This window comes from Streptomyces sp. AC602_WCS936, from assembly GCF_019049125.1.
GTDB lineage: Bacteria > Actinomycetota > Actinomycetes > Streptomycetales > Streptomycetaceae > Streptomyces.
The window spans coordinates 1-24,193 of record NZ_JAGMUF010000044.1; the positions used below are offsets into that span (position 1 = coordinate 1).

Annotated in this window: 24 protein-coding genes and 1 riboswitch; of the genes, 12 read left to right on the plus strand and 12 right to left on the minus strand. The window is 71.9% G+C overall.

Features of this window, described 5'->3' with window-relative positions:
* Window positions 1-286: 286 nt before the first annotated feature.
* The 8 genes from KUM03_RS16330 to KUM03_RS16365 all read left to right on the plus strand — a co-directional run bounded on the left by KUM03_RS16330 (window position 287) and on the right by KUM03_RS16365 (window position 9,035).
* A complete protein-coding gene (locus tag KUM03_RS16330; RefSeq protein ID WP_217249246.1) occupies window positions 287-736 on the plus strand; it encodes a peptidoglycan-binding protein in 450 nt (149 codons plus the stop codon).
* A 311-nt stretch (window positions 737-1,047) separates the two neighbouring features.
* Window positions 1,048-2,763 (plus strand): hypothetical protein, encoded by a 1,716-nt coding sequence (locus tag KUM03_RS16335; protein ID WP_217249250.1) that lies wholly within the window; start codon window positions 1,048-1,050, stop codon window positions 2,761-2,763.
* A gap of 551 nt (window positions 2,764-3,314) precedes the next feature.
* Window positions 3,315-5,072: an ATP-binding protein gene (locus KUM03_RS38870; protein WP_217249251.1), complete on the plus strand. Its 1,758-nt coding sequence runs from the start codon at window positions 3,315-3,317 to the stop codon at window positions 5,070-5,072.
* Between the two features lie 2 nt (window positions 5,073-5,074).
* Window positions 5,075-5,515: a roadblock/LC7 domain-containing protein gene (locus tag KUM03_RS16345; RefSeq protein WP_217249252.1), complete on the plus strand. Its 441-nt coding sequence runs from the start codon at window positions 5,075-5,077 to the stop codon at window positions 5,513-5,515.
* The gene (locus tag KUM03_RS16350; RefSeq protein WP_217249253.1) at window positions 5,512-5,865 is read left to right on the plus strand and encodes a DUF742 domain-containing protein; all 354 of its coding nucleotides are present in this window, start codon (window positions 5,512-5,514) and stop codon (window positions 5,863-5,865) included. The genes KUM03_RS16345 and KUM03_RS16350 overlap by 4 nt, the downstream gene beginning before the upstream one ends.
* Window positions 5,866-5,971: 106 nt before the next feature.
* On the plus strand, window positions 5,972-6,520 hold the full coding sequence (locus KUM03_RS16355) for an ATP/GTP-binding protein (RefSeq protein WP_308406333.1): 549 nt from the start codon (window positions 5,972-5,974) through the stop codon (window positions 6,518-6,520).
* A complete protein-coding gene (locus KUM03_RS16360; protein WP_254399429.1) occupies window positions 6,517-7,797 on the plus strand; it encodes a cytochrome P450 in 1,281 nt (426 codons plus the stop codon). Before KUM03_RS16355 ends, KUM03_RS16360 begins: the two co-directional genes overlap by 4 nt.
* An 11-nt stretch (window positions 7,798-7,808) precedes the next feature.
* On the plus strand, window positions 7,809-9,035 hold the full coding sequence (locus KUM03_RS16365; protein WP_217249255.1) for a cytochrome P450: 1,227 nt from the start codon (window positions 7,809-7,811) through the stop codon (window positions 9,033-9,035).
* 51 nt (window positions 9,036-9,086) lie between these two features.
* Here KUM03_RS16365 and KUM03_RS16370 read toward each other — a convergent pair whose 3' ends face one another.
* Window positions 9,087-9,560 carry a carboxymuconolactone decarboxylase family protein gene (locus tag KUM03_RS16370; protein ID WP_073723554.1) on the minus strand — a complete coding sequence of 158 codons (474 nt, stop codon included), beginning with the start codon at window positions 9,558-9,560 and terminating at the stop codon, window positions 9,087-9,089.
* A 104-nt stretch (window positions 9,561-9,664) separates the two neighbouring features.
* On the minus strand, window positions 9,665-10,555 hold the full coding sequence (locus KUM03_RS16375; protein ID WP_217249257.1) for an alpha/beta fold hydrolase: 891 nt from the start codon (window positions 10,553-10,555) through the stop codon (window positions 9,665-9,667).
* A gap of 202 nt (window positions 10,556-10,757) precedes the next feature.
* Between KUM03_RS16375 and KUM03_RS16380 the strand changes: the two genes are divergently transcribed.
* A complete protein-coding gene (locus KUM03_RS16380; protein WP_217249259.1) occupies window positions 10,758-11,060 on the plus strand; it encodes a hypothetical protein in 303 nt (100 codons plus the stop codon).
* Between the two features lie 20 nt (window positions 11,061-11,080).
* On the opposite strand, the gene KUM03_RS16385 is transcribed toward KUM03_RS16380, so the two are convergent.
* The 3 genes from KUM03_RS16385 to KUM03_RS16395 form a co-directional block, all read right to left on the minus strand.
* On the minus strand, window positions 11,081-11,443 hold the full coding sequence (locus KUM03_RS16385) for a VOC family protein (protein WP_217249261.1): 363 nt from the start codon (window positions 11,441-11,443) through the stop codon (window positions 11,081-11,083).
* 29 nt (window positions 11,444-11,472) lie between these two features.
* Window positions 11,473-12,960: an MFS transporter gene (locus KUM03_RS16390; RefSeq protein ID WP_217249263.1), complete on the minus strand. Its 1,488-nt coding sequence runs from the start codon at window positions 12,958-12,960 to the stop codon at window positions 11,473-11,475.
* A 96-nt stretch (window positions 12,961-13,056) separates the two neighbouring features.
* Window positions 13,057-14,415: a DUF445 domain-containing protein gene (locus KUM03_RS16395; protein ID WP_217249269.1), complete on the minus strand. Its 1,359-nt coding sequence runs from the start codon at window positions 14,413-14,415 to the stop codon at window positions 13,057-13,059.
* A 206-nt stretch (window positions 14,416-14,621) separates the two neighbouring features.
* Between KUM03_RS16395 and KUM03_RS16400 the strand changes: the two genes are divergently transcribed.
* The gene (locus tag KUM03_RS16400; protein WP_217249271.1) at window positions 14,622-15,986 is read left to right on the plus strand and encodes an SGNH/GDSL hydrolase family protein; all 1,365 of its coding nucleotides are present in this window, start codon (window positions 14,622-14,624) and stop codon (window positions 15,984-15,986) included.
* Between the two features lie 111 nt (window positions 15,987-16,097).
* Here the strand turns inward: KUM03_RS16400 and KUM03_RS16405 are convergent, their stop codons facing one another.
* Genes KUM03_RS16405 through KUM03_RS16420 form a run of 4 tightly spaced genes read right to left on the minus strand, consistent with a single transcriptional unit; the run spans window position 16,098 to window position 19,646 of the window.
* On the minus strand, window positions 16,098-16,934 hold the full coding sequence (locus KUM03_RS16405; protein ID WP_217249273.1) for a DUF1707 domain-containing protein: 837 nt from the start codon (window positions 16,932-16,934) through the stop codon (window positions 16,098-16,100).
* 33 nt (window positions 16,935-16,967) lie between these two features.
* Window positions 16,968-17,981 carry an ATP-binding cassette domain-containing protein gene (locus tag KUM03_RS16410; protein WP_217249276.1) on the minus strand — a complete coding sequence of 338 codons (1,014 nt, stop codon included), beginning with the start codon at window positions 17,979-17,981 and terminating at the stop codon, window positions 16,968-16,970.
* Window positions 17,982-17,986: 5 nt separating this feature from the next.
* Entirely contained in the window at window positions 17,987-18,847 is an 861-nt protein-coding gene (locus KUM03_RS16415; RefSeq protein ID WP_217249277.1) for an ABC transporter permease, read from the minus strand.
* Window positions 18,840-19,646 (minus strand): ABC-2 family transporter protein, encoded by an 807-nt coding sequence (locus KUM03_RS16420; RefSeq protein WP_217249280.1) that lies wholly within the window; start codon window positions 19,644-19,646, stop codon window positions 18,840-18,842. Before KUM03_RS16420 ends, KUM03_RS16415 begins: the two co-directional genes overlap by 8 nt.
* A 262-nt stretch (window positions 19,647-19,908) precedes the next feature.
* Between KUM03_RS16420 and KUM03_RS16425 the strand changes: the two genes are divergently transcribed.
* Window positions 19,909-22,353 (plus strand): transglycosylase domain-containing protein, encoded by a 2,445-nt coding sequence (locus tag KUM03_RS16425; RefSeq protein ID WP_374225326.1) that lies wholly within the window; start codon window positions 19,909-19,911, stop codon window positions 22,351-22,353.
* Here KUM03_RS16425 and KUM03_RS16430 read toward each other — a convergent pair.
* From KUM03_RS16430 to KUM03_RS16440, 3 genes are all read right to left on the minus strand, one after another.
* Complete coding sequence (locus KUM03_RS16430; RefSeq protein WP_217249282.1) at window positions 22,347-22,667, minus strand: multidrug efflux SMR transporter; 321 nt, start codon at window positions 22,665-22,667, stop codon at window positions 22,347-22,349. The two genes, KUM03_RS16425 and KUM03_RS16430, sit on opposite strands and share 7 nt — an antisense overlap.
* Window positions 22,668-22,697: 30 nt before the next feature.
* Window positions 22,698-22,765: riboswitch (guanidine-III (ykkC-III) riboswitch) on the minus strand.
* A 60-nt stretch (window positions 22,766-22,825) separates the two neighbouring features.
* Window positions 22,826-23,128, minus strand: a complete 303-nt coding sequence (locus KUM03_RS16435; protein WP_167307483.1) for a co-chaperone GroES — start codon at window positions 23,126-23,128, stop codon at window positions 22,826-22,828.
* A gap of 75 nt (window positions 23,129-23,203) precedes the next feature.
* Window positions 23,204-23,536: a DUF3618 domain-containing protein gene (locus tag KUM03_RS16440; protein WP_217249285.1), complete on the minus strand. Its 333-nt coding sequence runs from the start codon at window positions 23,534-23,536 to the stop codon at window positions 23,204-23,206.
* Between the two features lie 92 nt (window positions 23,537-23,628).
* Between KUM03_RS16440 and bcp the strand changes: the two genes are divergently transcribed.
* Window positions 23,629-24,096, plus strand: a complete 468-nt coding sequence (bcp, locus tag KUM03_RS16445) for a thioredoxin-dependent thiol peroxidase (RefSeq protein WP_217249287.1) — start codon at window positions 23,629-23,631, stop codon at window positions 24,094-24,096.
* Window positions 24,097-24,193 lie beyond the last annotated feature (97 nt).

A 24,193-nucleotide genomic window follows, 5' to 3' on the forward strand; every position in this document is an offset into this window, starting at 1 on the left:
GGCATCGCCCGCCTGCACAACCTCACACTGACCGGCTGAGAAGCAACAGCACTGGTCGACCGGCATGCCGGAGATCATTTACGGGACAACACTTAGGAACGTCGTCGAGATCGAGCACGTTCAGCACCATTTCCATCCCCCCTTGCGCCACATCCTGCTGAGCACTCCCCACGACGAACAGAGCGCTCTCGGCCAACGACTGAACGCGTTGTGCCAATGACGCACATTGGTCCGAGCCGACAAGGTGGTGCCACCAGCCCGGACCGAGAAGAAAAGGTGGGAACGTATGCGCACGGGCAAGAAGCTGACGATGGTGGCCGCCGCGGTGTCGGCCGCACTGGCCCTGGGGACGAGCGGAGCGAGCGCGGCCCCGGCCCACACCGACACGGTCGCGCGCGGTGTGGCGGCCCAGCAGAACGGCAACGCGGACACGGCGTCCGCCGCCGCCTCTCAGCCGACGCTGGCCCGCGGGTCCAGCGGTACGTGGGTGAAGCGCTGGCAGCGCAGCCTGAACGCCTACATGCACACCGCGTACATCTGCCGCCCCACCCTGAATGTGGACGGGGACTTCGGCAACAAGACGTACAACGCCACGACGTGCTTCCAGAGCGTCGAGAACGTCGCCGGCGGCGCGGACGGCATCGTGGGCCCCAACACCTGGGACGCCATGTGCGACTACCTGTACTGGGCGCCGGGCGATGAGGCGCTCTTCGCATGGGCCGACGCCTGCGCATAGGCGGGATCCTCCGGGCGGCCCGCCGACGCGGTCGACGGCCCGCCCGGAGAGCACTGATCGAGCGCCGGGCCGGTCCCCCCGCCTCCCGCGGCAGTGGGGTGACCGGCTCTGCGCGCGGTGTCGGAGCCGTGGGTAACCGCAGGCGGGCGGGGACGGGTCCGGGACCAGTACGACCACCGCGCGCCCCTCGGCTCGGTGTGCCACGACGCGTCCCGTACCGTCCGCCCGGCGTTTCCCCGCCACACCCCTCCCGTTGGCCACACCCCGCTACCTTCGCCTCGCCCGGTCCTGCGCAGGAGAGGTATGTCCCCATGAGCACCCCGGTCCAGCACACCTCGCCCCGGCCGTCCGTGGCCACGCTGGCGTCGGCCAGGCAGCGCCGGCAAGAGGGTGGGAGCGGGGCCGGGAGTGCGTCCGGGACCTCGGCGGAGGCCGCGTTCCTCCGGTTCCAGTCCGCCGTCGGCAACCGGGCCGCGGCCGCCACGGTGCAGCGCGTCAGGAACGCGACGGCGGAACGGGCCCCGGAGTCCACCGGGTCGTCCCGGCCGAGCAGTCCGGACAGCTTCGTGACGGCGGCGAGCGCCCCGGAGAGCTTCGTGACGGCGAGCGCACCGGAGAGCTTCGTGACGGCGCGGGAGACGGAGGCGGACGACGCCGCCGCCGGGGCGAGGCCGGTGGACGACCTGGCCAAGCGCGCCGCCGAGCTGATGGACCGGTTCAAGAAGAACCTCGACCCCGTGGACAACGCCGTCAAGGGCGCCCAGGCTCCCACCAGCGCCGGTCTCGGCCAGGCGGCCACCGCCTCGGGCAACGGAGCCCTCAAGCACGACGCCGCGGCCTCGGGCACCTCCGCCGGAGCGTGGAACCTCCTCACCGAGGTCACCGGCGTCGTGGTCAACGCGTACGACTCGCTCAAGAACCTGAAGGACGCCAGGCGGAACCGGACCGGGGCCGCGCACCACACGGCGAGCAGGAGGGGGAAGACGAAGGGGGCGGACGCGGTCGTCGGCACGGCCAGTTCGGGCGGGTACGGCGCCGCCGTCGCCAAGGAGGCGACCAAGGTCCAGGGGGCGGCGGACGCCGCGACCGCCGCCGAGGTGAGCGGCATATTCAGTGCCGTCACCGGCCTGTGGAAGGGCGCCAGGGCCGCGGGCAAGGTCGGGGGCGCGACCCGCAAGTACAAGAGGATCAAGCGGCTCGGGGACCCGGCCGCCGTGCACGCGGAGTTGCTGGGCCGGTTGCGGGAGGAGGCGAACCAGGCCGAGCAGCGGGTCGACGAGGCGTTCGAGCGGCTGAACGCCATCAGGGAGGCCGGCCAGGGACGACCGCCCAGGGAGTGGTACCCGGCCGCGGAAGCCGCCTTCGACGCCCTGAGGGAGGAGTACGAGCGCGCCGGCCGCGCCACGGCCGCCCACCAGCGCGCCGTGCAGGACACCGAAGCCCTGGGCGAGTCGCAGAAGTACGCGAAGAAGAAGCAGGTCGCCAAGATCGGCAAGGAGACGGTGGGCGGCGTGGTGGGCGAGCCCGCCAAGGCCGCGGGCGGCATCGTGGCGGCGGTGACCGCGGCGGGGGTGCTGGGGAGCAACCCGGGCGGCTGGATCGCCGCCGCGGTCGGGGCCGGTCTCATTCTCGGCGTCGCCGGTTACAAGGCGGGCCGCGCGGTCACCAAGCGCTACGAAGAGGCCCGGCACCCGGAGCGCTGGGCGGCGGAGGACGAGGGGCCGGTGCAGGCCAAGTCGCGCACGGACTCGCTGAAGCACTCGCTGAAGGTCTGGAAGAAGGTGTCCAAGGGCGAACGTCAGGCGATGGCGCGCAAGATCTACGGGCTGGCGGCGGGACCCGGCGTCCCCGGGAGCGCCGACACCACGCCCGAGCTGCGGCAGTCCGCCCGGGAGTTGCTCGTCGCGCTCAAGGCCGGCCCCGAACAGCACAAGCTGGCCCCGGAGGCGTGGGCGGCGACCCTCGACGACCCGGAGCAGAAGGCCGCTTGGGTGAAGGAGATCGCGGAGCAGCTGGCCTCCGGGTGATCCGTCCGGGAAGGGGTGAGGGACGGCGAGGTCGTCACCGTCCCGGACGCCGCCTACCAGTGCGTCGCCTCTCGTTCCAACTCCCTTTTCAGCCATAGGGGTTCAGCGGTCATCGGCGTATTTTTCGCGTCAAACCGACGGCGGTTACGCGCCATGGTCACGTGGGTGACACGGCCCTTGAGCACATCGTGAGCACAAACGGTATGGTCCCCTTCCGTACGTCGAACGCGCGTCGCGGATACGGGAGTTCGGGGCGGGTCGGGATGGTGCGCGGTCCCCTTCCGCTTCGAGTCCGCGTCGTCGTCGCCCCTCTGCTCGTACCGGTCCGCTCGTACCGGCCCTCGCGTGTTCCTTGGAGATCCATGTCGTGCGCCCTCGCCGTCGTCCGCGTCGCCGACCCCGCGGCACGTGGTGGCCATGGGAGACACCGGTCCGCTGCGGCCTGTTGAGAGCCCGGTCGTCATCGGGCCGCCCCGGCGCCTCGCCTCTTCGCGCCGTCCGGCCCCGGCCGCCCTCGCCCACTCCGACGGCTTCCCATCCGTGAGGACCTGATGACTGAACTGATAGTGACCGCCACCGCCGTGCTGGCGGTGGCCGGAGTCGGGGCCGCGTGGTACTTCCGGCGCCGGTACGGGCAGGCCCGGCGCCGGGCCGAGCAGCTGCGCGAGCACGCCGACCGGCTCACCCTGCAACTCGTCGCGGCCGAGCAGTGCGTCGGGCACCTCACAGCCGCCGTGATCCCGGCGGTGGCGAAGGGCGGGCAGGGCGGTGAGGGACCCGAGGGCGGGCTGCTGCCCGTGCCGGCGCAGCTCGACGGGACCCCGCTCGCCGAGCGGCTGCGTGCCGTGCCCGGCGCGCTGGCCTCCGCGGTGGGGGACGTACGGACGCGGGAGCGGACGGCCGCCGAACGGGCCGCGGCCCACGCCGCCGACCAGGTACGGCAGGACGCCGAGCGGCGGATCGCACAGGTACGGCACGAGTCGGTCGGCGTGGCCCGGGCCGCCGTGCGCGGCTTCGCCAACAACATCGTGGCCCGCTCGGCGAGGCTGGGCCGGGCCGTCAGCCAGGGCGTACGGCGGCACATCTCGGACGAGGCCTACGCGACGCTCGTGGAGATCGACCACCTCGCGCAGCAGATGCTCCTCACGGCCTCCGGGTACTCCGTGCTCGCCGGGGACAAGCTGTCCCGGCGCTGGCCCGCCACCACGTTGACCGACATCGTGCGCGCGGCCATGGGCCGGATCGAGGGGTACGAGCGGGTCAAGCACCCCGAGATGGGGTCCGTGGTCGTCGAGGGCCGCGCGGTCGAGGCGGTCGTGCACGCGCTCGCCGTACTGCTGGACAACGCGCTGCGCTACTCGCCGCCCGCGGCCAGTGTCCACGTGTCGCTGGAGCAGGGGCACCACGCCTGCTTCCTGATCGTGGACGACGCCGGGCTGCGCATGGACGACGAGCGGCTGATGTGGGCCAGCGACGTGATGTCCGGCGAGCAGCGCGACGACATCACCCGGCTGGGCGCCCATCCCCAGACCGGGCTGCGCGTGGCGTCGCTGCTGGCGGAGAACTACGGCTTCCGCGTCGAGCTGACCGCGCCGAACATCTACCAGGGAACCCGGGCCATGGTCGTCCTGCCGAAGAACCTCCTCGTCGATCCGGCGGCGGCCCAGACGGTGCCGAGGGCTGCCGCCGCGCAACCGGCCCAGTCGGCGCCGGCGGCCCACCCAACCCCGTCGGCCCCGGCGGCCCTGGCAGCCCCGGCCGCCCAACCTGCCGCGGCGGCTCCAGCGGCCCAGGCGCCCCAGGCGGTCGCCGCATCTCCCGTCGCGCCTGCCTCGGCTGTGGGGGCTGCCGCAACCGCCGAGACCGCCGCGACCGGCGAGCCCGCCGCAGCCGCCGCGCCCAGCGCAACCGCCGCACCCGGCGAGCCCGGCGCTGAGCCGGCCGCTGAACCCGTCGCCCCGCCGGTGACCGCCGCCGCGGGCAGCTCCGCGGCCCCGTCCGTCGGAGCCACCCCCTCGACCACCGCTCCCTCGACCGCCACCCCCTCGACCACCACCGCCAGCGGGCTGACCGTCCGCCGCCGCTCCACCGCTCCCGCCCCCGCGCGCCGCCCCGCCGCCTCTGACGACACCGAGCCCGGCCGGCCCGCCGTCGCCGCGGCCTGGGCGGCCGGCACCCGCCGCGGCCGGGAGGGGGAGGAGGGGGAGCCCTCGCGGGCCTCCGCCGACGCCACCCACGACGCCGCCCGGACCCCCCGCACAGCCTCCCGCACCGCCGCCCACGACGCCGCTGACGACGAAGGACACTGATCGTGCAAGACACACACACCAACAGCCTGGGCTGGCTGCTGGACCAGGAACTCGGCAGCGTCGAGGGCGTCCGGTACGCCGTGCTGATGAGCAGCGACGGGCTGCTGAAGGCCCGTACCGAGACGATCGGCCAGGACGACGGGGAGAAGTTCGCCGCGCTGACGGCGGCGCTGCGCGCGGCGGGCAAGGCCTGGGACGAGTTCACCGGCGGCGCGGGGATGCGGCAGCTGCTGATCGAGTCGGTCGGCTGCATCGGGCTGACTACCACCGCCGCGAAGAACACCATGCTGTCGGTGTGCACGACCGGCCCGGACGCCGACGTCGGCCTGATCTCCCACCACATGGTGCGGCTCGCCACCCGGGTGGGGCACGAACTGGCCACGGAGGAACGCGTGCCGGTCCAGCAGCGTGTACCGGCCGCGGAAGGCGGCTCACCGGCATGAGCGGGCCGCGGCGCGACCCCGACATGGTCAGGCCCTACGTCCGCACCGGGGGCCAGGTCCGCGCGCGTGACGACGTGCGCCTGGAGAGCGTGGTCGTCGCCGCGAACGGTCCCACGGACACCCTCGGCCCGGACGCCCGCCGGGTGATGCGGCTGTTCACCGGCGCCCGGGGCGGCCTCGCCGTCGCCGACATCGCCGCCGCGCTGGAGCTGCCGCCCTCCACGGTGCGCATCCTCGTCTCCGCGCTGATGGACTCCGGCCACCTCTCCAGCCCGGTCGCCGCGCTCGACGACCAGCCCGACTTCGACCTGCTGCAGGAGGTACTCCGTGGACTTCGCTCCATGGTCTGACGGAACCGACCGGTCCGACCGGGGTGACCGCTCCGATCGGCTCGACGGGGCGGCGGCCCCGTCCGTCACCTACGTCCCGGCCTCGGTGACCCGGTCGGCCAAGATCGTGGTGGCGGGGGGCTTCGGCGTCGGCAAGACGACGTTCATCGGCAGCGTCTCGGAGGTACGGCCGCTGCGGATGGAGGAGCCGATCACGCAGATCAGCGCCGGCGTGGACGACCTGCGCGGCACCCCGCACAAGACGACGACCACCGTGGCGATGGACTTCGGCCGCATCCACATGGCCGGCGGCCGGATCGCGCTGTACCTGTTCGGGCTGCCGGGGCAGTCCCGTTTCCAGCCGCTGTGGGAGGACCTGGCCGAGGGCGCCCTCGGCTGTCTCGTCCTGGCCGACACCCGCGACCTCGACGCCTCCCACGACGCCCTCGGTCTGCTGGACGGCGCGGGCATCCCGTACGCCGTCGCCATCAACACCTTTCCCGGCGCCCCGGCCTACCCCGACGCCGAGCTGCGCGAGGCGCTGGCCCTCGAACCGGCCACCCCGCTGACGTACTGCGACGCCCGTGACCGCACGTCCTCCCTGCACGCCCTGATCACGCTCACCGAGTACCTCACCGAGCACCGTTCAGCCGCCCTCCTGGAGTCCCGCCGATGACGTTGCCTTCCGCCGAGCCCGCACCGGACGGCTCGCCGGGCCGTGTCGCCCTGTACGCGCCGGAGTTCGCCGCCGACCCGCACGCCGCCTACCGGCGCATGCGCCGCGCCCACGGCCCGCTCGTCCCCGTCGACCTGGCGCCCGGCGTTCCCGCGACCCTGGTGATCGGTTACTACCAGGCCCGCCGCATCCTGAACGACCCGCTGCACTTCCCGGCCGACCCCCGCGCCTGGGAGAAACTGATCCCGGCGACCTGCCCGGTCCGGCCGATGATGGAGTGGCGGCCCAACGCGCTGCGCTCGGGCGGCGCCGAGCACGCCCGCTACCGGGCGGCGAACACCCACGCCATCGACAAGGTCGACCAGCACGGGCTGCGCGCCCTGGTCGAGAGGGTCGCCGACGGTGCCATCGACGGGTTCCGCACGGCCGGGTCGGCGGACCTGCTCACCCAGTACTCGTTCCCCATCGCCTTCCGGGTGCTGAGCGCCCTGCTGGGCTGCCCCGACGAGATCGGGCAGCGCATCGCCGACGGCATGGCGAAGATCTTCGACACCACCAACGCCGAGGAGGGCAATCGAATCCTCGGGCAGGCCGTGCTGGACCTGGTGGCCCTGCGCCGCCGCCACCCCGGCGACGACATCACCTCCCGCCTGACCCTCCACCCCGCCGAACTCAGCGACGAGGAGATGAGCCATCAGCTCGTCACGCTGTACGGCGCGGGAATCGAGCCGCTGACCAACCTGATCAGCAACACGATCCTGAAGATCCTCACCGACGACGACTTCTCCGCGGACCTGCACGCCGGGCTGTCCACGGTGCGCGACGCGCTCGACGCCGTCCTCTACACCGACCCGCCGATGGCGAACTACTGCATCTCCTATCCCCCGTACCCCATCGACGTGGAGGGCGTGCTGCTCCCGGCCGACCAGCCGGTCGTGATCTCGATGGCGGCGGCGAACAACGACCCGGCCCTCACCGAGGGCGTGCCCGAGGGACAGCACGGCGGCAACCGCGCCCACCTCGCCTGGAGCACCGGCCCGCACACCTGCCCCGCCCGCTCGCACGCCTACCTCATCGCCGAGACCGCGGTCACCCACCTCCTGGACGCGCTGCCGGAGACCGACCTCGCCCGCCCCCTCGCCGAACTGACCTGGCGCCCGGGCCCGTTCCACCGCGCCCTGGAATCCCTGCCCGTCACCTTCCCCGTCACCCCCGCAGCCGCACAGCACACCACGCACCCCGCCACGCACACCGCCACGCACCCCGCCGCACACTAAGGAGCCAGGCCATGGCGACCCAGCAGCCCGCCCTCGTCCTCGACCCGACCGGCGCCGGCCACCACGCCGAGCACCGCACCCTGCGCGACCGCGGCCCGGCGACGCTGGTGGACGTCCTCGGGGTCAAGGCCTGGTCGGTCAGTGATCCCGCCCTCCTCAAACAGCTCCTCACCAGCCCCGACGTCTCCAAGGACGCCCGCGCGCACTGGCCGGCCTTCGGCGAGGTCGTCGGCACCTGGCCGCTGGCCCTGTGGGTGGCGGTGGAGAACATGTTCACCGCGTACGGGCCCGACCACCGCAAGCTGCGCCGGCTGGTGGCGCCCGCCTTCAGCGCCCGCCGCGTCGAGGCGATGCGTCCGGCCGTCGAGTCGATGGTGACCGGACTCGTCGACCGGCTCGCGGAACTGCCCGCCGGCGAACCGGTCGACCTGCGGCAGGAGCTGGCCTACCCGCTGCCCATCGCGGTGATCGGCCACCTCATGGGCGTGCCCGAGGACCGGCGCGACGGCTTCCGCGCCCTCGTGGACGGTGTCTTCGACACCACGCTGGACCAGGCCGAGGCGCAGGCCAACACGATGCGCCTGTACGAGGTCCTGGACCAGCTCATCGCCGCCAAGCGCGCCACGCCGGGCGACGACATGACGTCCCTGCTCATCGCCGCGCGGGACGACGAGGGGGACGGCGACCGCCTGACCCCCGAGGAGCTGCGCGACACCCTGCTGCTGATGATCAGCGCCGGTTACGAGACCACCGTCAACGTCATCGACCAGGCCACGTACACCCTGCTGACCCGCCCCGACCAACTGGAGCTGGTCCGCAAGGGCGAGGTCACCTGGGGGGACGTGGTGGAGGAGACGCTGCGTCACGAACCGGCGGTCAAGCACCTGCCGCTCCGGTACGCCGTCACGGACATCCCCCTGCCGGACGGGCGGACCATCGAGCGCGGGGAGGCCATCCTCGTCTCGTACGCCGCCGCCAACCGTCACCCGGACTGGCACGCGGACGCCGACACCTTCGACGCGACCCGCACGGTCAAGGAGCACCTGGCCTTCGGCCACGGCGTCCACTTCTGCCTGGGCGCGCCGCTGGCCCGCATGGAGGTGACCCTCGCGCTGGAGAGCCTCTTCGGCCGCTTCCCGGACATCCGCCTGGCCAACCCGGCGGAGGAACTGCCGCCCGTGCCGTCCCTGATCAGCAACGGCCACCAGCGGCTCCCGGTCCTGCTGCACGCCGGCTGAGCGGCGGGCGGGCGGGCAGGACCGGGCCGGAGAGCGGGCGGGCCGGGAATTTCAGCCGAACATCCCCGGCTCGTAGTCGCCCGCCGGGTTCTGGAGCATGACGTTCACTCGGTTGTACGTGTTGATGAGGGCGATCAGGCCGACGAGGGCGGCGAGCTGGTCCTCGTCGTAGTGCTTCGCCGCCTCGGCCCACGCCTCGTCGGTGACGCCGCCGGCGGCGTCGGCGATGCGGGTGCCCTGCTCGGTCAGCTCCAGGGCGGCGCGCTCGGCGTCGGTGAAGACCTTGGCCTCCCGCCACGCCGCGATCAGGTTGAGGCGCAGCGAGGTCTCACCCGCCTTCGCGGCGTCCTTGGTGTGCATGTCGAGGCAGAAGCCGCAGCCGTTGATCTGGCTGGCGCGGATCTTCACCAGCTCCTGCGTCGCGTGCGGCAGCGTCGAGTCCGACACGACCTTGCCCGCCGAGTTGATGTGGCGCACGAGCTTGCCCGCGATCGGGTTGGCGAACATGTTGAGACGCGCTTCCATGGTGACTTCCTCCGTCGTCGTTCATCGGTGGGCGTACACAGCTACGACGGAGCGCGGCGGCGGGATGTGACAGGCCCGGGGAACGGATGGGTGTGACCTGCGTCTCATGTGGTGCGGGTCGGCCGGGACAGCAGCCGGAGCAGGGCCGTCGTCACCTCCGCCGGTCGCTCGTCCATCACCCAGTGGCCGGTGCCGGGCAGCATCGTCAGCTCGGCGCCGGGGATCGCGTCGGCCAGTTCCGTCGCGATCGCCGGGCTGAGGTACTGGTCCGCGCGGCCCCAGACGACCGCCGTCGGGCACTCGACGGCCGCCAGGTCCCGGCGCAGGCCGGGGCGGGAGGGGGTGCGGTAGTCGGCGAAGTAGTGGAGCAGCCAGCGGCGGCCCTCCGGCGTGTCCATCCAGTCGAGGTAGCCGCGCAGGAGGTCCGGGGTGAGGTGGCCCGCGCGGACCAGCGGGCCGAAGGTACGGCGGTGGAGGGCGGCGTACGGCAGGCGCAGCGCCGCCCGGTGGAGGGCGGGCGTCCGGGCGACGACGCCGGTCAGGGCGAAGACGGCGTACCAGCGGCGGGTGAACGTGGCGTGGGCGCGGCTGTTGAGGAGGGCCAGCCGGCGCACCCGCTCGGGGTGGCGCTGGGCGAAGCCCAGGGAGAGGAAGCCGCCGTAGTCGTGGCCGGCCAGGTTCACCGAGCCCAGGTCCAGGGCGTCCAGCAGCCGGCCGAGGCGGGCGACCTCGGTGTCGTAGTCGAAGGGCAGGTGCTGGGGGCGCTCGGACCGTCCCCAGCCGAGGAGGTCGGGGGTGACGACCCGGTGGCGGCGCGACAGGGGCGGGACCTGGTGGCGCCAGCAGCGGTGGTCGGCCGGGTAGCCGTGCAGGAGGACGACCGGTTCGGCGTCGGGGGGTCCGGACTCCCAGCAGGCCACGCGGGCGCCGTCCACCGTGACCGACCGGGTGCGGGGCGAGGACTGGTGGTCCGTGCCCGGGCTCTGCGTACTCATCCGCTTCCGGCTCCTTCGTCGCTCTCGCCGCTCACCGTGCGTCGTCTTCCCTAACTGTGCGCATACCCCGGAGTGCCGGGGTCAGGGCATGCGGTTCGGCCGATGGAGGGGTGCGCCGCCGGTACGACCCGGAGCGTGCCGGCCGTCCGGCGGGGATTAGCCTCGGCTGGAGCATTTCCATGTGGCAGGAGGCGGTGCGGAGATGGTGCGGGTTCCCGGCGCGGTGGTCGCCGCGAGCGGTCTGGTCGGCGGGTACGGCGTGGCCCGGTGGACGGGGAAGCGGGAGCTGGGCGGGGTCGTGCTGGCCGTCGCGGGCGCGGCCGCCGCGCGGCAGTGGCGGGCGCGGGCCGGCGGGAAGGCCGCGGGTGCGCTGACCGCGGCGTACGTCGCCGGTTTCGCCGGGTCCCACCCGCTGGCCAAGAAGGTGGGCGCCTGGCCGTCCGTCCTCGGTGTGGCCGGTGCCGTGGCGCTGGCCTCCTGGGCGGTCGCCGACAGGAAGGCCTGAGCGCCCACTCGGTTGGAGGCTCAGTTCCGGTGGTGGGTCAGTACGTTGACCACCCGGCCGGTCGGGTCCCGGACGAAGAAGCGGCGCACGCCCCACTCCTCGTCCTTCAGCTCCCGTACGATCTCCGCGCCCGACGCGGTCACCCGCGCGTACACCGCGTCCACGTCCTCGACCTCCACGCTGAGGTCGGGGACGAGGGGCGCGGTGCGTTCCTCGGTGAACAGGCTGATCTGGGCGGTGGGGTTGGACGGGGAGGCCAGGGTGGTCACCCAGCCCATGTCCATGACCTCCTCGAAGCCCAGCAGGCCGTAGAAGTCACGGCTCGTGTGCAGCTGTTCCTCGTCCTCGACGTGGATGTCGGGCATGATCCTGCGGATCGTCATGGGCGGCTCCTCCCCGCTGCGCCGGCCGGCTACTCCGCGGAACCCGCCCGCACCGCCGACAGCGGTTCCGCGATGTCCTCCAGGGAGCGGCGCTCCGCCTTCACCGCCAGGAACGCCGCCACCAGACCCGCCGCGCACATCAGCCCGGCGCCGATCTGGAAGGCCAGGACGGTGTCGCCGACCACGCCGGACTCGGTGAGGTTGGCGAAGAGCAGCGGGCCGCTGATGCCGCCGGCGGCGGTGCCGAGGGCGTAGAAGAAGGCGATGGCCATGGCGCGGGTCTCCATGGGGAAGACCTCGGACACCGTCAGGTAGGCGCTGGAGGCGCCCGCGGAGGCGAAGAACAGCACCACGCACCAGCAGGCCGTCATCGTCGTGGCCGTGAGCGAGCCCTGGTCGAAGAGCCATGCCGTGCCGAAGAGCAGGATGCCCGACAGCAGGTATGTGCCCGAGATCATGATCCGGCGGCCGACCGTGTCGAAGAGGTGGCCGAGCAGGAGCGGGCCGCAGAAGTTTCCGGCGGCGATGACGGCGAAGTAGTAGCCGGTGGAGCCGGTCGGCACGTCGAAGAAGGTGATGAGGATGGTGCCGAAGCCGAAGGTGATGGCGTTGTAGAGGAAGGCCTGGCCGATGAAGAGGGACAGGCCGAGGACCGCGCGGCGCGGGTAGCGGCGGAAGACGGTCTTGGCGATCAGGCCGAAGCCGATGCTCTTGCGCTGGTGGATGGTGATGTCACCGGCCGGGGGCGGCAATTTCTCACCCTTCTCCTCCTCGATCTCCCGTTCGACGGAGTCGACGAGTGCGTCGGCCTTCTCGCCCTGGCCGTGGATGAACTGCCAGCGTGGGCTCTCCGGCACGTGCCGCCGCACCAGGAGGATGACGAGGCCGAGGACGACGCCCATGGCGAAGCTGAGCCGCCAGCCGAGGTCCTTGGGGAAGATGTCGGTGTCCAGCATCACGATGGACAGCAGCGAGCCGCCGATCGCGCCGAGCCAGTAGCTGCCGTTGATGATGAGGTCGACCCGGCCGCGGTACTGGGAGGGGATCAGCTCGTCGATCGCGGAGTTGATGGCCGCGTACTCGCCGCCGATGCCGAAACCGGTGAGGAAGCGGAAGAGGAAGAACCACCAGGACTCGAAGGAGAGCGCGGTCAGCGCGGTCGCCGCCAGGTAGACGGCCAGCGTCGCGATGAACAGCTTCTTGCGGCCGTAACGGTCGGTCAGCCAGCCGAAGAACAGAGCCCCGGAGCAGGCGCCCGCCACATAGAGGGCGGCGGCGAGACCGGTGACCTGTGAGGCGCTGATGTCGAGGCCGCTGCCTTCCTCGGCGATGCGGCCGGCGACGTTGCCGACGATCGTGACTTCCAGGCCGTCCAGGATCCAGACGGTGCCCAGGCCGATCACGATCATCCAGTGCCATCGTGACCAGGGCAGGCGGTCCAGGCGGGCGGGGACGGCCGTGGTGACGGTACCGGTGGAGGCGGACCCCGAGGCCGACGACGACGATTCTGCTGTCATGGCTCCCTCTCCGTCGAGCGAACGCCTCCCGTGTGCCCTGCACCGGGAGGACCACGCCCGCCGCGCCGGGAGGCCGTAGGGCCGCGCGTGGCGGCCCTACGCCCCCAGGATGCGGGAGACCGTGTAGATCAGCAGCCCGGCCAGGGAGCCGACCACCGTGCCGTTGATGCGGATGAACTGGAGGTCGCGGCCGATGTTCGCCTCGATCTTCTTCGTGGTGTGCTCGGCGTCCCAGCTCGCCACCGTGTCGGTGATCAGGGAGGTGATCTCCTTGCGGTAGGTGGTGACCACGTACACCGCGGCACCCTCCACCCACGCGTCGACCTTGCCCTGCACCTTGGTGTCGGAGGCCATCCGGGCGCCCAGCGACAGCAGCGAGGCCCGCACCCGCATGCGCAGTTCGCTGCGCTCGTCCTCCGCCGCCGAGACGATCATGGCCCGTACGGCCGTCCAGGCGGACGCGATCAGGTCCTGGACCTCGCCGCGCCCCAGCACCTCGCTCTTCAGCCGCTCCACGCGCGCACGGGTCTCCGTGTCGGACTGGAGGTCGGAGGCGAAGTCGGTGAGGAAGCGGTCCAGGGCGCCGCGCGCCGGGTGGGCGGGCATGTCGCGCATCTCGGTGACGAAGCGCAGCAGCTCCTTGTAGACGCGCTCGCCGACCCGCTTGTCCACGAACCGGGGCGTCCATCCGGGTGCCCCGCCCTGCACGGCGTCCATCACGGAGTCGCCGTGCAGGATCAGCCAGTCGTGGGCGCGGGAGACGATCAGGTCGACGGCGCGCTTGTGACCGCCGTCGGCGACGATCCGGTCCAGCATCTTGCCGATGCCGGGGGCGATCTCCTGGGCGTCGGCCCGGCGGGTGATCGCCTCGCCGACCACCGCCTGCACGTCGGAGTCGCGCAGCACGGTCAGGGCGCCGCGCAGGGCTGCGGCCAACTCGGCCGTCACCCGGTCGGCGTGTTCGGGCACGGCGAGCCAGGCGCCGAGCCGGCTGCCGATGCCGACGGCGCGCAGCCGTTGCCGTACGACGTCCTCGGAGAGGAAGTTCTCGCCGACGAACTCGCCCAGCGAGACGCCCAGCTGGTCTTTCTTCTTGGGGATGATCGCGGTGTGCGGGATGGGGATGCCGAGCGGGTGGCGGAAGAGCGCCGTGACGGCGAACCAGTCGGCGAGCGCGCCGACCATGCCGGCCTCGGCGGCGGCCGAGACGTAGCCCGCCCAGGCGCCCGCGCCCCGGTGGGAGGCCCACTCGGCGAGGACGTAGACCAGGGCGACGAAGAGCAGCAGGCCGGTGGCGGTGAGCTTCATGCGGCGCACGCCGCGCCGCTTCTCCTCGTCCGCCGCGCTGAAGGACGTCATCGTGCGGTCGCGGACGGCGCCGGCACCGCTCCCGCCTCCGGTACCGCTTCCGGTGTCGCCAGGTCCACCCGGAAGTTCCGTTCTCGTGCGTTCCATCCACTCCACCGTTCGCCGATCCGCCCCGCACACATTGTCCCTTCCTGACCGACTCCCGGAACGGAACACAAGTTCCCGGCGTCTGTCCGGAAGGGGAACGCCCGGGGGTCGTACGGCGTTTCCCCGACCCATGCCGCATCATGGGTATATCGGACCGGATCGGACCGGAGCCTCGGGCTCCCCTCGCCCGAGGAGAACAACACAGCATGACCCGGGGTCGTGACGGGGGCACGGGGGCGCCTCCCACCAAGTACCGTGCCCTGCTCGCCGCGATCGTCACTCTGATAGTGGCGATCTCCGCGGCCATATACGCCTCGGTGTCGGCCGACGGCGGCGCCAGGGACCGCACGCCCCTCGCCGGCGGACCCGCCCCGCGCGGCGACGCCGCTCCCGCCTCCACCGGCACCTGGGTCGGCGCCTGGTCCGCCTCCCCGGCGGCAGCCGAACCGCGCACCGAGACCACCGGGATGGCGGGCCGCTCGGTACGCAACGTCGTGCACGCCGGCGTCAGCGGAACGAGCGCGCGGATCACGCTGTCCAACCTCTACGGGCAGTCCCCGCTGACCATCACGCACGCGACCATCGCCCTGTCGGCCGGCCCCGACAGCGCCGCCGCGCTCGCCGACACCATGCGCCGGCTCACCTTCGGCGGCAGCCCCCAGGTCGTCATCCCGGCCGGCGGGCGGGTGATGAGCGACATCGCCCGCCTCGCCGTCCCCTACGGCGCGGACGTCCTCGTCACCACGTACTCACCCGTCCCCTCCGGGCCGGTCACCCACCACCCGCACGCCCAGCAGATCAGCTACCTCGCCGACGGGGAGCACACCGCGGACGTCACCGGCGTCGCGTACACGACCGAGACGCGGGTCTGGCGGTACCTGACCGCCCTGGACGTCCTCAGCCACGAGGCCGACGGCACGGTCGTCGCCCTCGGCGACTCGATCACCGACGGCTTCGGCTCGGACACGGGCGCCAACAACCGCTGGACCGACACCCTCGCCGAGCGCCTCCACGAGGCGGCCGGGGACGGGCGGGACACACCCCGCTACAGCGTCGTCAACCAGGGCATCAGCGGCAACCGCATCCTGACGAGCCGGGCGGGCCGGCCCGCCGACAACCCCAGCGCCCTCAGCCGGTTCGAACGGGACGTCCTCGACCGCACCAACGTCAAGGCCGTCGTCATCGTCCTCGGCGTCAACGACATCCTGCACAGCCCCGAACTCGCCGACCGCGAGGGCATCCTCGACGGCCTGCGCACCATGGTCGACCAGGCGCACGGCCGGGGACTGAAGGTCATCGGCGCGACGATCATGCCGTTCGGCGGGCACGGCGGCTACACGAAGGCCCGCGAGAACATGCGGCAGCAGATCAACGAGGAGATCCGCTCCGGCCGCGTGTTCGACGCGGTCGTCGACTTCGACAAGGCACTCCGCGACCCCTACGACCCGCGCCGCCTGCGCTCCGACTACGACAGCGGCGACCACCTGCACCCCAGCGACAAGGGGTACGAGCGCATGGGCCGGGTCCTCGACCTGGACGACCTGAAGGGCGCGGCACCGGTCCAGCTGTGACCGGCATGGGTCCGGCTGTGACCGGCATCAGTCCGGCGCGGGGCGGACCCGGGCACCTCGTCCCGGCCTGCCCCGCCCGCTCAGTCCCAGGCCCGGTCAGTCCCCGCCCGCTCAGTCCTCGCCCCGCCTGCGCCGGTCCCGTTCCTCGCGGCGCAGCTCGCGCTGCTCGCGGCGGTCGTCGCGGTGCTCGCGGAGCATGTCCCGGTGCCCGTCCAGCATCCGGAGGTGGTCCTCGGCCGCGTCGTCGCGGGACGAGGCGCGCAGTTCCTGCCGGGCGGCCCGGCGCTCCAGCTTCTCCTGCCGGCGCTCCTCCCTGATCCGCAGCTTCTCCGCCCGGGTCAGCTTGCGCCGGACACCGACGCCGCCCCAGAACGCGAAGCCCGTCACGATCACCCGCGGGGCGCCCGGGTCGCCCGGCACACCGGACTCCCGGTGGTCGAAGTCGCCCATGACGCCGACGCCCCGCACGATCACCTCGACGCCCGGCGGCACGATCACGTCGATCCCGCCCATGACCGCCACGCAGTTGATCACGACCTCGCCGTCCGCGAAGAGCGCCTCGCGCAGGTCGATCTCCCCGCCGCCCCAGAACGCGAAGGAGTTGAAGCGGCGCGGCACGGTCCAGCGGCCCTTGCGCTGGAACCCGGACATCACGGCCACCGCCCACGACGACGAACCCTCGCCGCCGGTGATCCGGCCCGCCCAGTCCCCGGCCGCCGCCGGTTCCTTCGTCATCGACACCTTGGGCGCCGCGACCGCCGTGCCGACCGGCAGATCACGGGTGATCGGCGCCAGTTCCCCGTAGGTCCGCGCGCTGTACGTGGCGTCCAGCCGCTCCTCGAACTCGGTCATGTCCAGGCGTCCCTCCGCGAGGGCGTCCCGCAGGACCTCGGCGACTCGTTCACGGTCGGCGTCGGATGCGCGCAGCTCCGGGGCGTCGTCGGTCATGTACAGCAGCCTACGAGGTCGCCGCGCCGGAAACTACGCGCTCGAGCGTTCCGCGTACATCTTCGCGATCACCGACTCGATGTCCGGCTCCCGCACCGACAGGTCCACCAGCGGGTACCGGGCCGCGACCGCCGCCACCAGCCCCGCCGCCGACGCCGACGCCGGAAAGGCCAGCCACTGCCGCGGCCCCTCCACCCGCACCACCCGTGCGGGCGCCGGCGCCTCGATCGGCGGCAACTCCCGCTCCAGGTCCACCACCAGGGTCCGTTCGCTCTCCCCCGCCTCGTGCAGGCCGCCCAGGGGGCCGTCGTACATCAGCCGGCCGTGGTCGATGACCATCACCCGCGAGCACAACTGCTCGATGTCCTGGAGGTCGTGCGTGGTCAGCAGCACCGTCGTGCCGCGCTCCGCGTTCAAGTCCCGCAGAAAGCCCCGCACCTTGGACTTCGACACCACGTCCAGACCGATCGTCGGCTCGTCCAGGTACAGCACCTCCGGGTCGTGCAGCAGCGCCGCCGCGATGTCGCCGCGCATCCGCTGGCCCAGCGAGAGCTGCCGCACCGGCACGTCCAGCAGCTCGCCCAGCTGGAGGAGGTCCACGCAACGGTCCAGGTTCTCCCGGTAACGGGCGTCCGGGATGCGGTACATGCGGTGCATCAGCCGGTAGGAGTCGATCAGCGGCAGGTCCCACCACAGCGTCGTACGCTGCCCGAAGACGACCCCGATGCGGTGCGCCAGCCGGGTCCGCTCCCGGGACGGGTCGATGCCCGCCACCCGCAGCCGGCCGCCGCTCGGCGTGAGGATGCCGGTCAGCATCTTGATCGTCGTCGACTTCCCGGCACCGTTCGGCCCGATGTACCCGACCACCTCTCCGCGCGCCACGGTGAACGACAGCCCGTCCACCGCCCGCACCTGACGCCGCTCCCGCTTCAGGAAGCCCGTCTTCTTGCGCACGTCGAAGACCTTCTCGACGCCGTCCAGCTCGATGAAGGCCGCCGGCGCGGGCTCCGTGGTGTCCGCCTCGGCCATCGTTTCCGACCCGCCCATCTCCCTCAGCTCCCTGTACTCCGGTAAGAACGAAGCCCCGCCCGCCACGCCAGCCCCGCCAGCGCCCCGCAGGCCACGGCCACCAGCGGCGGCGCGAACGCCACCCAGCCGGGCAGGTCCAGCGGATACGGGCGGTCCAGCACGAAGCACGCCGGCAGCCAGTTGACGAAGGCCAGCGGCACCACGAAGGTCACGCCCCGCACCAGGTCCAGCGCGAACACCGTCGGCGGATACTGCAACATCGTCGTACCGCCGTACGTGAAGGCGTTCGCCACCTCCGACGCGTCCTGCGCCACGAACTGGAACGCCCCCGCCGCCACGAACACCGCGGCGAAGATCCCCGCCCCGCCCAGCAGCATCACCGGCATCAGCAGCAGCTTCGCCGCCGTCCAGTCGATGTCCACGACCGTCAGCGCGTACCCCAGCACCAGCAGCCCCTGCGTCACCCGCCCCAGCCGCCGCAGCGCGAACCGGTCCGCCGCCACCTGCGCCAGCACCGGCGCCGGACGCACCAGCAGCGTGTCCAGCGTCCCGTCCCGCACCCGGCGCCCCAGCCGCTCCATCGACCCGATCGCCAGATCGGCCAGCCCGAACGAGACCCCCGACAGCCCGTACAGCAACGCCACCTCGCCCAGCGACCAGCCGCCCAGCGCGTCCACGCGGGAGAACATCAGCAGGATCGCCACGAAGTCCAGCGCCGTCATCGCGAAGTTCCCGAACGTCGTCAGCGCGAACGACGTCCGGTACGCCATCGTCGACCGGATCCACATCGCCGCGATCAGCCGGTACGCCCGCAGCCCCTCCACGACCCGCCCGCGCGGCTCCGCCCTCCCGGCCTCGCCCCTCGCCTCCACCGTCTCAGCCACCCTGCACCACCACCCGACGCGTCGCCGCCGACTGCACCAGCCGCCCCACCGCCAGCAGCGCCACCGCCCACGCCGCCTGGAACACGAACGTCCCCAGCGGCGCCGCCTCCCCCAGCAGCACGTCCGCCGGCGCCTGCAGCAGCGACGACCACGGCAACGCCCGTACGACTTCGCCCAGCGCACCGGGGAACACGTTCAGCGGCAGCAGCATCCCCGAGCAGAACAGCCCCGCGATCCACGCCATGTGCAGCACACCCGTGCCGTCCATCAGCCAGAACGCCGACAGCGCCACCAGATAGCGCAGCGCGAAACTCACCACCGCCCCCAGCCCCACCGCCACCAGGAAGGCCGCCCACGTGGACACCTCCCGCGGCAGCGCCACCGGGAAGAACAGCGCCCCGAACGCGAACGGCACCACCCCGCGCCCCAGCAACTGGAACACCGCCCGCCCCACGTCCGCCGCCAGCCACCACAACTGCAGATCCGCCGGCCGGTACAGGTCCACGGCGATGTCACCCGTTCGGATGCGCTCCATCAGCTCGTCCTCGAACCCGCCGCCGCCGATCGCCAGCGCCGCCAGCAACGCCTGCCCCAGCCACACGAACGTCACGGCCTGCGCCTGGTCGTATCCCCCGAGCTGCGGCTTCTCGTCCCACAGGGCCAGATAGGTGTACACGAGGATCAGCCCGAAGACCGTGTTGGTGAACACCCCGGCGGCGGTGGCCGCCCGATACGTCGCGTAACGTCTGAATCCGCCCGCCGCGACGGCCGCGTACAGCCGCCCCGAACCCACGCCCACAGCCCTCCCCCTCCGACCGGCACCAAAGCGCAAGAGCCTAGTGCGACGGCGCGAGCCCGTGCCACGGAATTTCACGGGTGTGCCGTCGAGTGGGAACGGAACGGGCGGTGCGAGAGTCTTCTTCTGAGGACCTCGGACGACGCAGAGGCGTACAGGCCGTACGAGACCAGACGGTACGACGCGAAGACCGTTACCACGCGAAAAACGCGAAAACCGTACGATGCGAAAACCGTACGACGTGAAACAGGAGTCCGTGCACGAGATGAGCGACGAGCCGCAGCCGCAGCCGCAGACCCCGGGCTGGGCGTCCAGAGAGTCACTGGCGGCCGGCGACCCACAAGCCGCCGGACCGAAGGGCACGGGCAAGACCAAGAAGCCCAAGCGGCCCAAGCGGACCGGATGGCGCCGGCTGATCCCGACCTGGCGCATGGTCGTCGGCACCTTCGTCGTCGGCGTCCTGCTGCTGGTCGGCGGCTTCTTCCTCGGCTACTCCCTGGTCCACATCCCCGCCGCCAACGCCCTCGCCACCAAACAGGCCAACGTCTACCTGTACGCCGACGGCAGCGTCATCGCCCGCGACGGCGAGGTCAACCGGGAGAGCGTCGGCCTCGCCCGCATCTCCAAGGACGCCCAGCACGCCGTCCTGGCCGCCGAGGACCGCGACTTCTACACCGAGTCCGCCATCGACCCCATGGCGATGGTCCGCGCCGGCTGGAACACCGCCACCGGCAAGGGCAAGCAGTCCGGCTCCACCATCACCCAGCAGTACGTCAAGAACTACTACCTGGCCCAGGAACAGACCATCACCCGCAAGGTGAAGGAGTTCTTCATCTCGATCAAGCTCGACCGCGAGAAGAGCAAGGACGAGATCCTCGAGGGCTACCTCAACACCAGCTTCTTCGGCCGCGGCGCCTACGGCATCCAGGCCGCCGCCCAGGCCTACTACGGCGTCGACGCCAAGGACCTCACCGCCGCCCAGGGCGCCTACCTCGCGTCCCTCCTCAACGCACCCAGCCAGTACGACGTCGTCGCCCACCCCGAGAACCGGCCCGCCGCCGAGGCCCGCTGGAACTACGTCCTCGACGGCATGGTCAAGAAGGACTGGCTCACCCCGGCCGAACGCGCCGCCCAGAAGTTCCCCGTGCCCAAGGAGTCCACGATCTCCACCGGCATGTCCGGACAGCGCGGCTACATCGTCAACATCGTCAAGGACTACCTGGTCAGCAACGGGATCGTCGACGAGGAGGAACTCGACCGCGGCGGCTACCGCATCACCACCACCCTCCACAAGGACAAGCAGAACGCCTTCGTGAAGGCCGTCGACGACAAGCTCATGTCCCAGTTGGACAAGAAGGAACGCAAGGTCGACACCTACGTCCGCGCCGGCGGCGCCTCGGTCGACCCCAGGACCGGCAAGGTCGTCGCGATGTACAACGGCATCGACTACGTCAAGCAGTACACACCCAACGCCACCCGCCGCGACTTCCAGGTCGGCTCCACCTTCAAGCCGTTCGTCTTCACCTCCGCCGTCGAGAACGACTCCGAGACGCAGGACGGCCGCGTCATCAACCCGAACACGATCTACGACGGCACCAGCGAACGCCCCGTCCAGGGCTGGAGCGGCGGCCGCTACGCCCCCGAGAACGAGGACCACCGCGACTACGGCGACGTCACCGTCCGCGAGGCCACCGACAAGTCCGTGAACGCCGTGTACGCCCAGATGGCCGTCGACGTCGGCTCCGACAAGGTCATGCAGACCGCGATCGACCTCGGCCTCTCCAAGAACACCCCCGAACTCACCCCCTCGCCCTCCATCGCCCTCGGCGTGGCCACCGCCAGCCCCCTCGACATGGCCGAGGCCTACGCCACCCTCGCCAACCACGGCAAGCACGGCACGTACACGCTGGTCGAGAAGGTCATGAAGGACGGCAAGCACGAGGTCGACCTGCCCGAACGGCGCGAACACCAGGCCGTCAGCCGCGAGGCCGCCGACACCACCACCTCGATCCTGCGCAGCGTCGTCCAGAACGGCACCGCCACCGCCGCCCAGGCCGCGGGCCGCCCCGCCGCCGGCAAGACCGGCACCGCCGAGGAGGACACGGCCGCCTGGTTCGCCGGCTACACCCCCGAACTCGCCACCGTCGTCGCGGTGATGGGCCAGGACCCGAAGACCGCCGCCCACAAGTCCCTCTACGGCGCGATGGGCCTGCCCCGCATCAACGGCGGCGGCGCCCCCGCCGAGATCTGGGGCCAGTACACCCGCGAGGCCCTGAAGGGCGAACCGGTCTCCTCCTTCGACCTCCAGCTCCAGACCGGCGCCGACGTCACCGCCGCCCCCACCGCCGACTCCTCCGACGAACCGGGCGGCGGCGACGAGAGCGGCACCGGCGCCCCGGACGACGAGTCGAGCGGCGACGAGGACACCGGCACCGAGACCCCGGGCGGATCGACCAGCACCCCGCCCGGCGACACCGGCGGCGACAGCACCGGCGACACCTCCACCGGCGGCCCCGCCACGGGCGGCCCCAGCACCGAGCCCGGCCCCACGGGCGGCGCCGGCGGCGGCGAGGACGACTCCTCGGGCGGCGGCACCACCGAGGGCGGCGACGGCGGCGGCGGGGACACGACCGGCGCGGGCGGCGGCGGGGACTCCAGCACCGGGACGATCACCGGACTCCCCACCCGCCCCGGCCGCGAGAGTCAGTGACCGGAGGTCGCCTTCAGCCCCACCACGGCCACCAGCAGCAGACAGATGAAGAAGATCCGGGCGGCGGTCACCGGCTCACCCAGCACCACCATGCCGAGCACCGCCGCACCGGCCGCACCGATACCCACCCACACGCCGTAGGCGGTACCGATGGGCAACGTACGGGCCGCATACGACAGCAGCATCATGCTGGCCACGATCCCCGCACCGGTGAACACACTCGGCCACAGCCGCGTGAAACCGTCGGTGTACTTCATCCCGATCGACCAGCCGACCTCGAGCAGACCGGCGACGAGCAGCAGAACCCACGCCATGACAGGCACCTCCGTGAACGAACTGAACGGGGTGCGTCGTCTTTTCCTTCAACCCGGTACGGCGCGTCTCGTCGGGATGCTTCCCAAGGTAGCAAAAACAGAAGAAAGGGGCCGGTGACCTCGATCACCAGCCCCTTCACGCCTCCTGCGGCCCTGATTCAGAGGTACAGCCCGGTGGAGTCCTCCGACCCCTCGAACCGGTCCGCCGCCACGGCATGCAGATCACGCTCCCGCATGAGCACATAGCCCACACCCCGGACCTCGACCTCCGCCCGGTCCTCCGGGTCGTACAGCACCCGGTCGCCCGGCTCCACGGTCCGCACGTTCTGCCCCACCGCGACGACCTCGGCCCAGGCCAGCCGCTTGCCGACGGCGGCCGTCGCGGGGATCAGGATGCCGCCCCCCGAACGCCGCTCGCCCTCACCGGTGTCCTGCCGCACGAGTACACGGTCGTGCAGCATCCGGATCGGCAGCTTGTCGTCCTGCGGGTGCTCGTTTCTCTTGGCGCTCACGCCCAGAAACCTACCTGTCCCCGCTCAACGCTTACGCCGCCGGGTACCGCCCAGGGCGAGCAGCCCCACCACCCCGACCACGACCAGCGCGACGGGCACGACCCGCTCCATCCGCGGCGCGCCCTCCTCGTCCACGAACTGCGACTTCACATCGCTGACCACACGGTTCACCCCGACGTACGCACGCCCGAGGGTGTGATCGACGCTCGAAGCGACCTTGGCCTTCGCGTCGTCCATGATCGTCTTGGGGTGAACCCGCATCCCGATCTCGTCGAGCGTCTCGGCCAGCACCTCGCGGCGGCGCTTGATGTCCGCCTCGATCTGCGCCGGGGTTCTGATGTCCGACGTGTCCGCCACCGTACGCCTCCGAAGTCCTCTGACACTGTCCCGGACAGTCTGTCAGCTCCACGCCCCCGCGCACTGTCAGGACCCCCGGTTACGCTGGATCGATGAGCGAGCGACTCCAGCCCGGGGACCCGGCCCCCGCCTTCACCCTCCCGGACGCCGACGGCAACGAGGTGTCCCTGTCGGACCACAAGGGCCGCAAGGTCATCGTCTACTTCTACCCTGCCGCGCTTACCCCCGGCTGCACGAAGCAGGCGTGCGACTTCACGGACAACCTGGAGCTGCTGGCCGGCGCCGGGTACGACGTCATCGGCATCTCGCCGGACAAGCCGGAGAAGCTGGCCAAGTTCCGCGAGACGGAGTCCCTCAAGGTCACCCTCCTCGCCGACCCGGACAAGAAGGTCCTGGACGAGTACGGCGCCTTCGGCGAGAAGAAGAACTACGGCAAGACCTACATGGGCGTCATCCGCTCCACGATCGTGGTGGACGAGGAGGGCAAGGTCGAACGGGCGCTGTACAACGTCCGGGCTACGGGTCACGTGGCCAAGATCATCAAGGACCTGGGTATCTGACTGGCTGTTCGCTATCCGCTCGCGTGGTCGGCGGGGTTCGAACAGCATGCTGATTCGGGTGAGTTGGCCGGTCGGCAGGCATGGAAGAAGGGCCTCT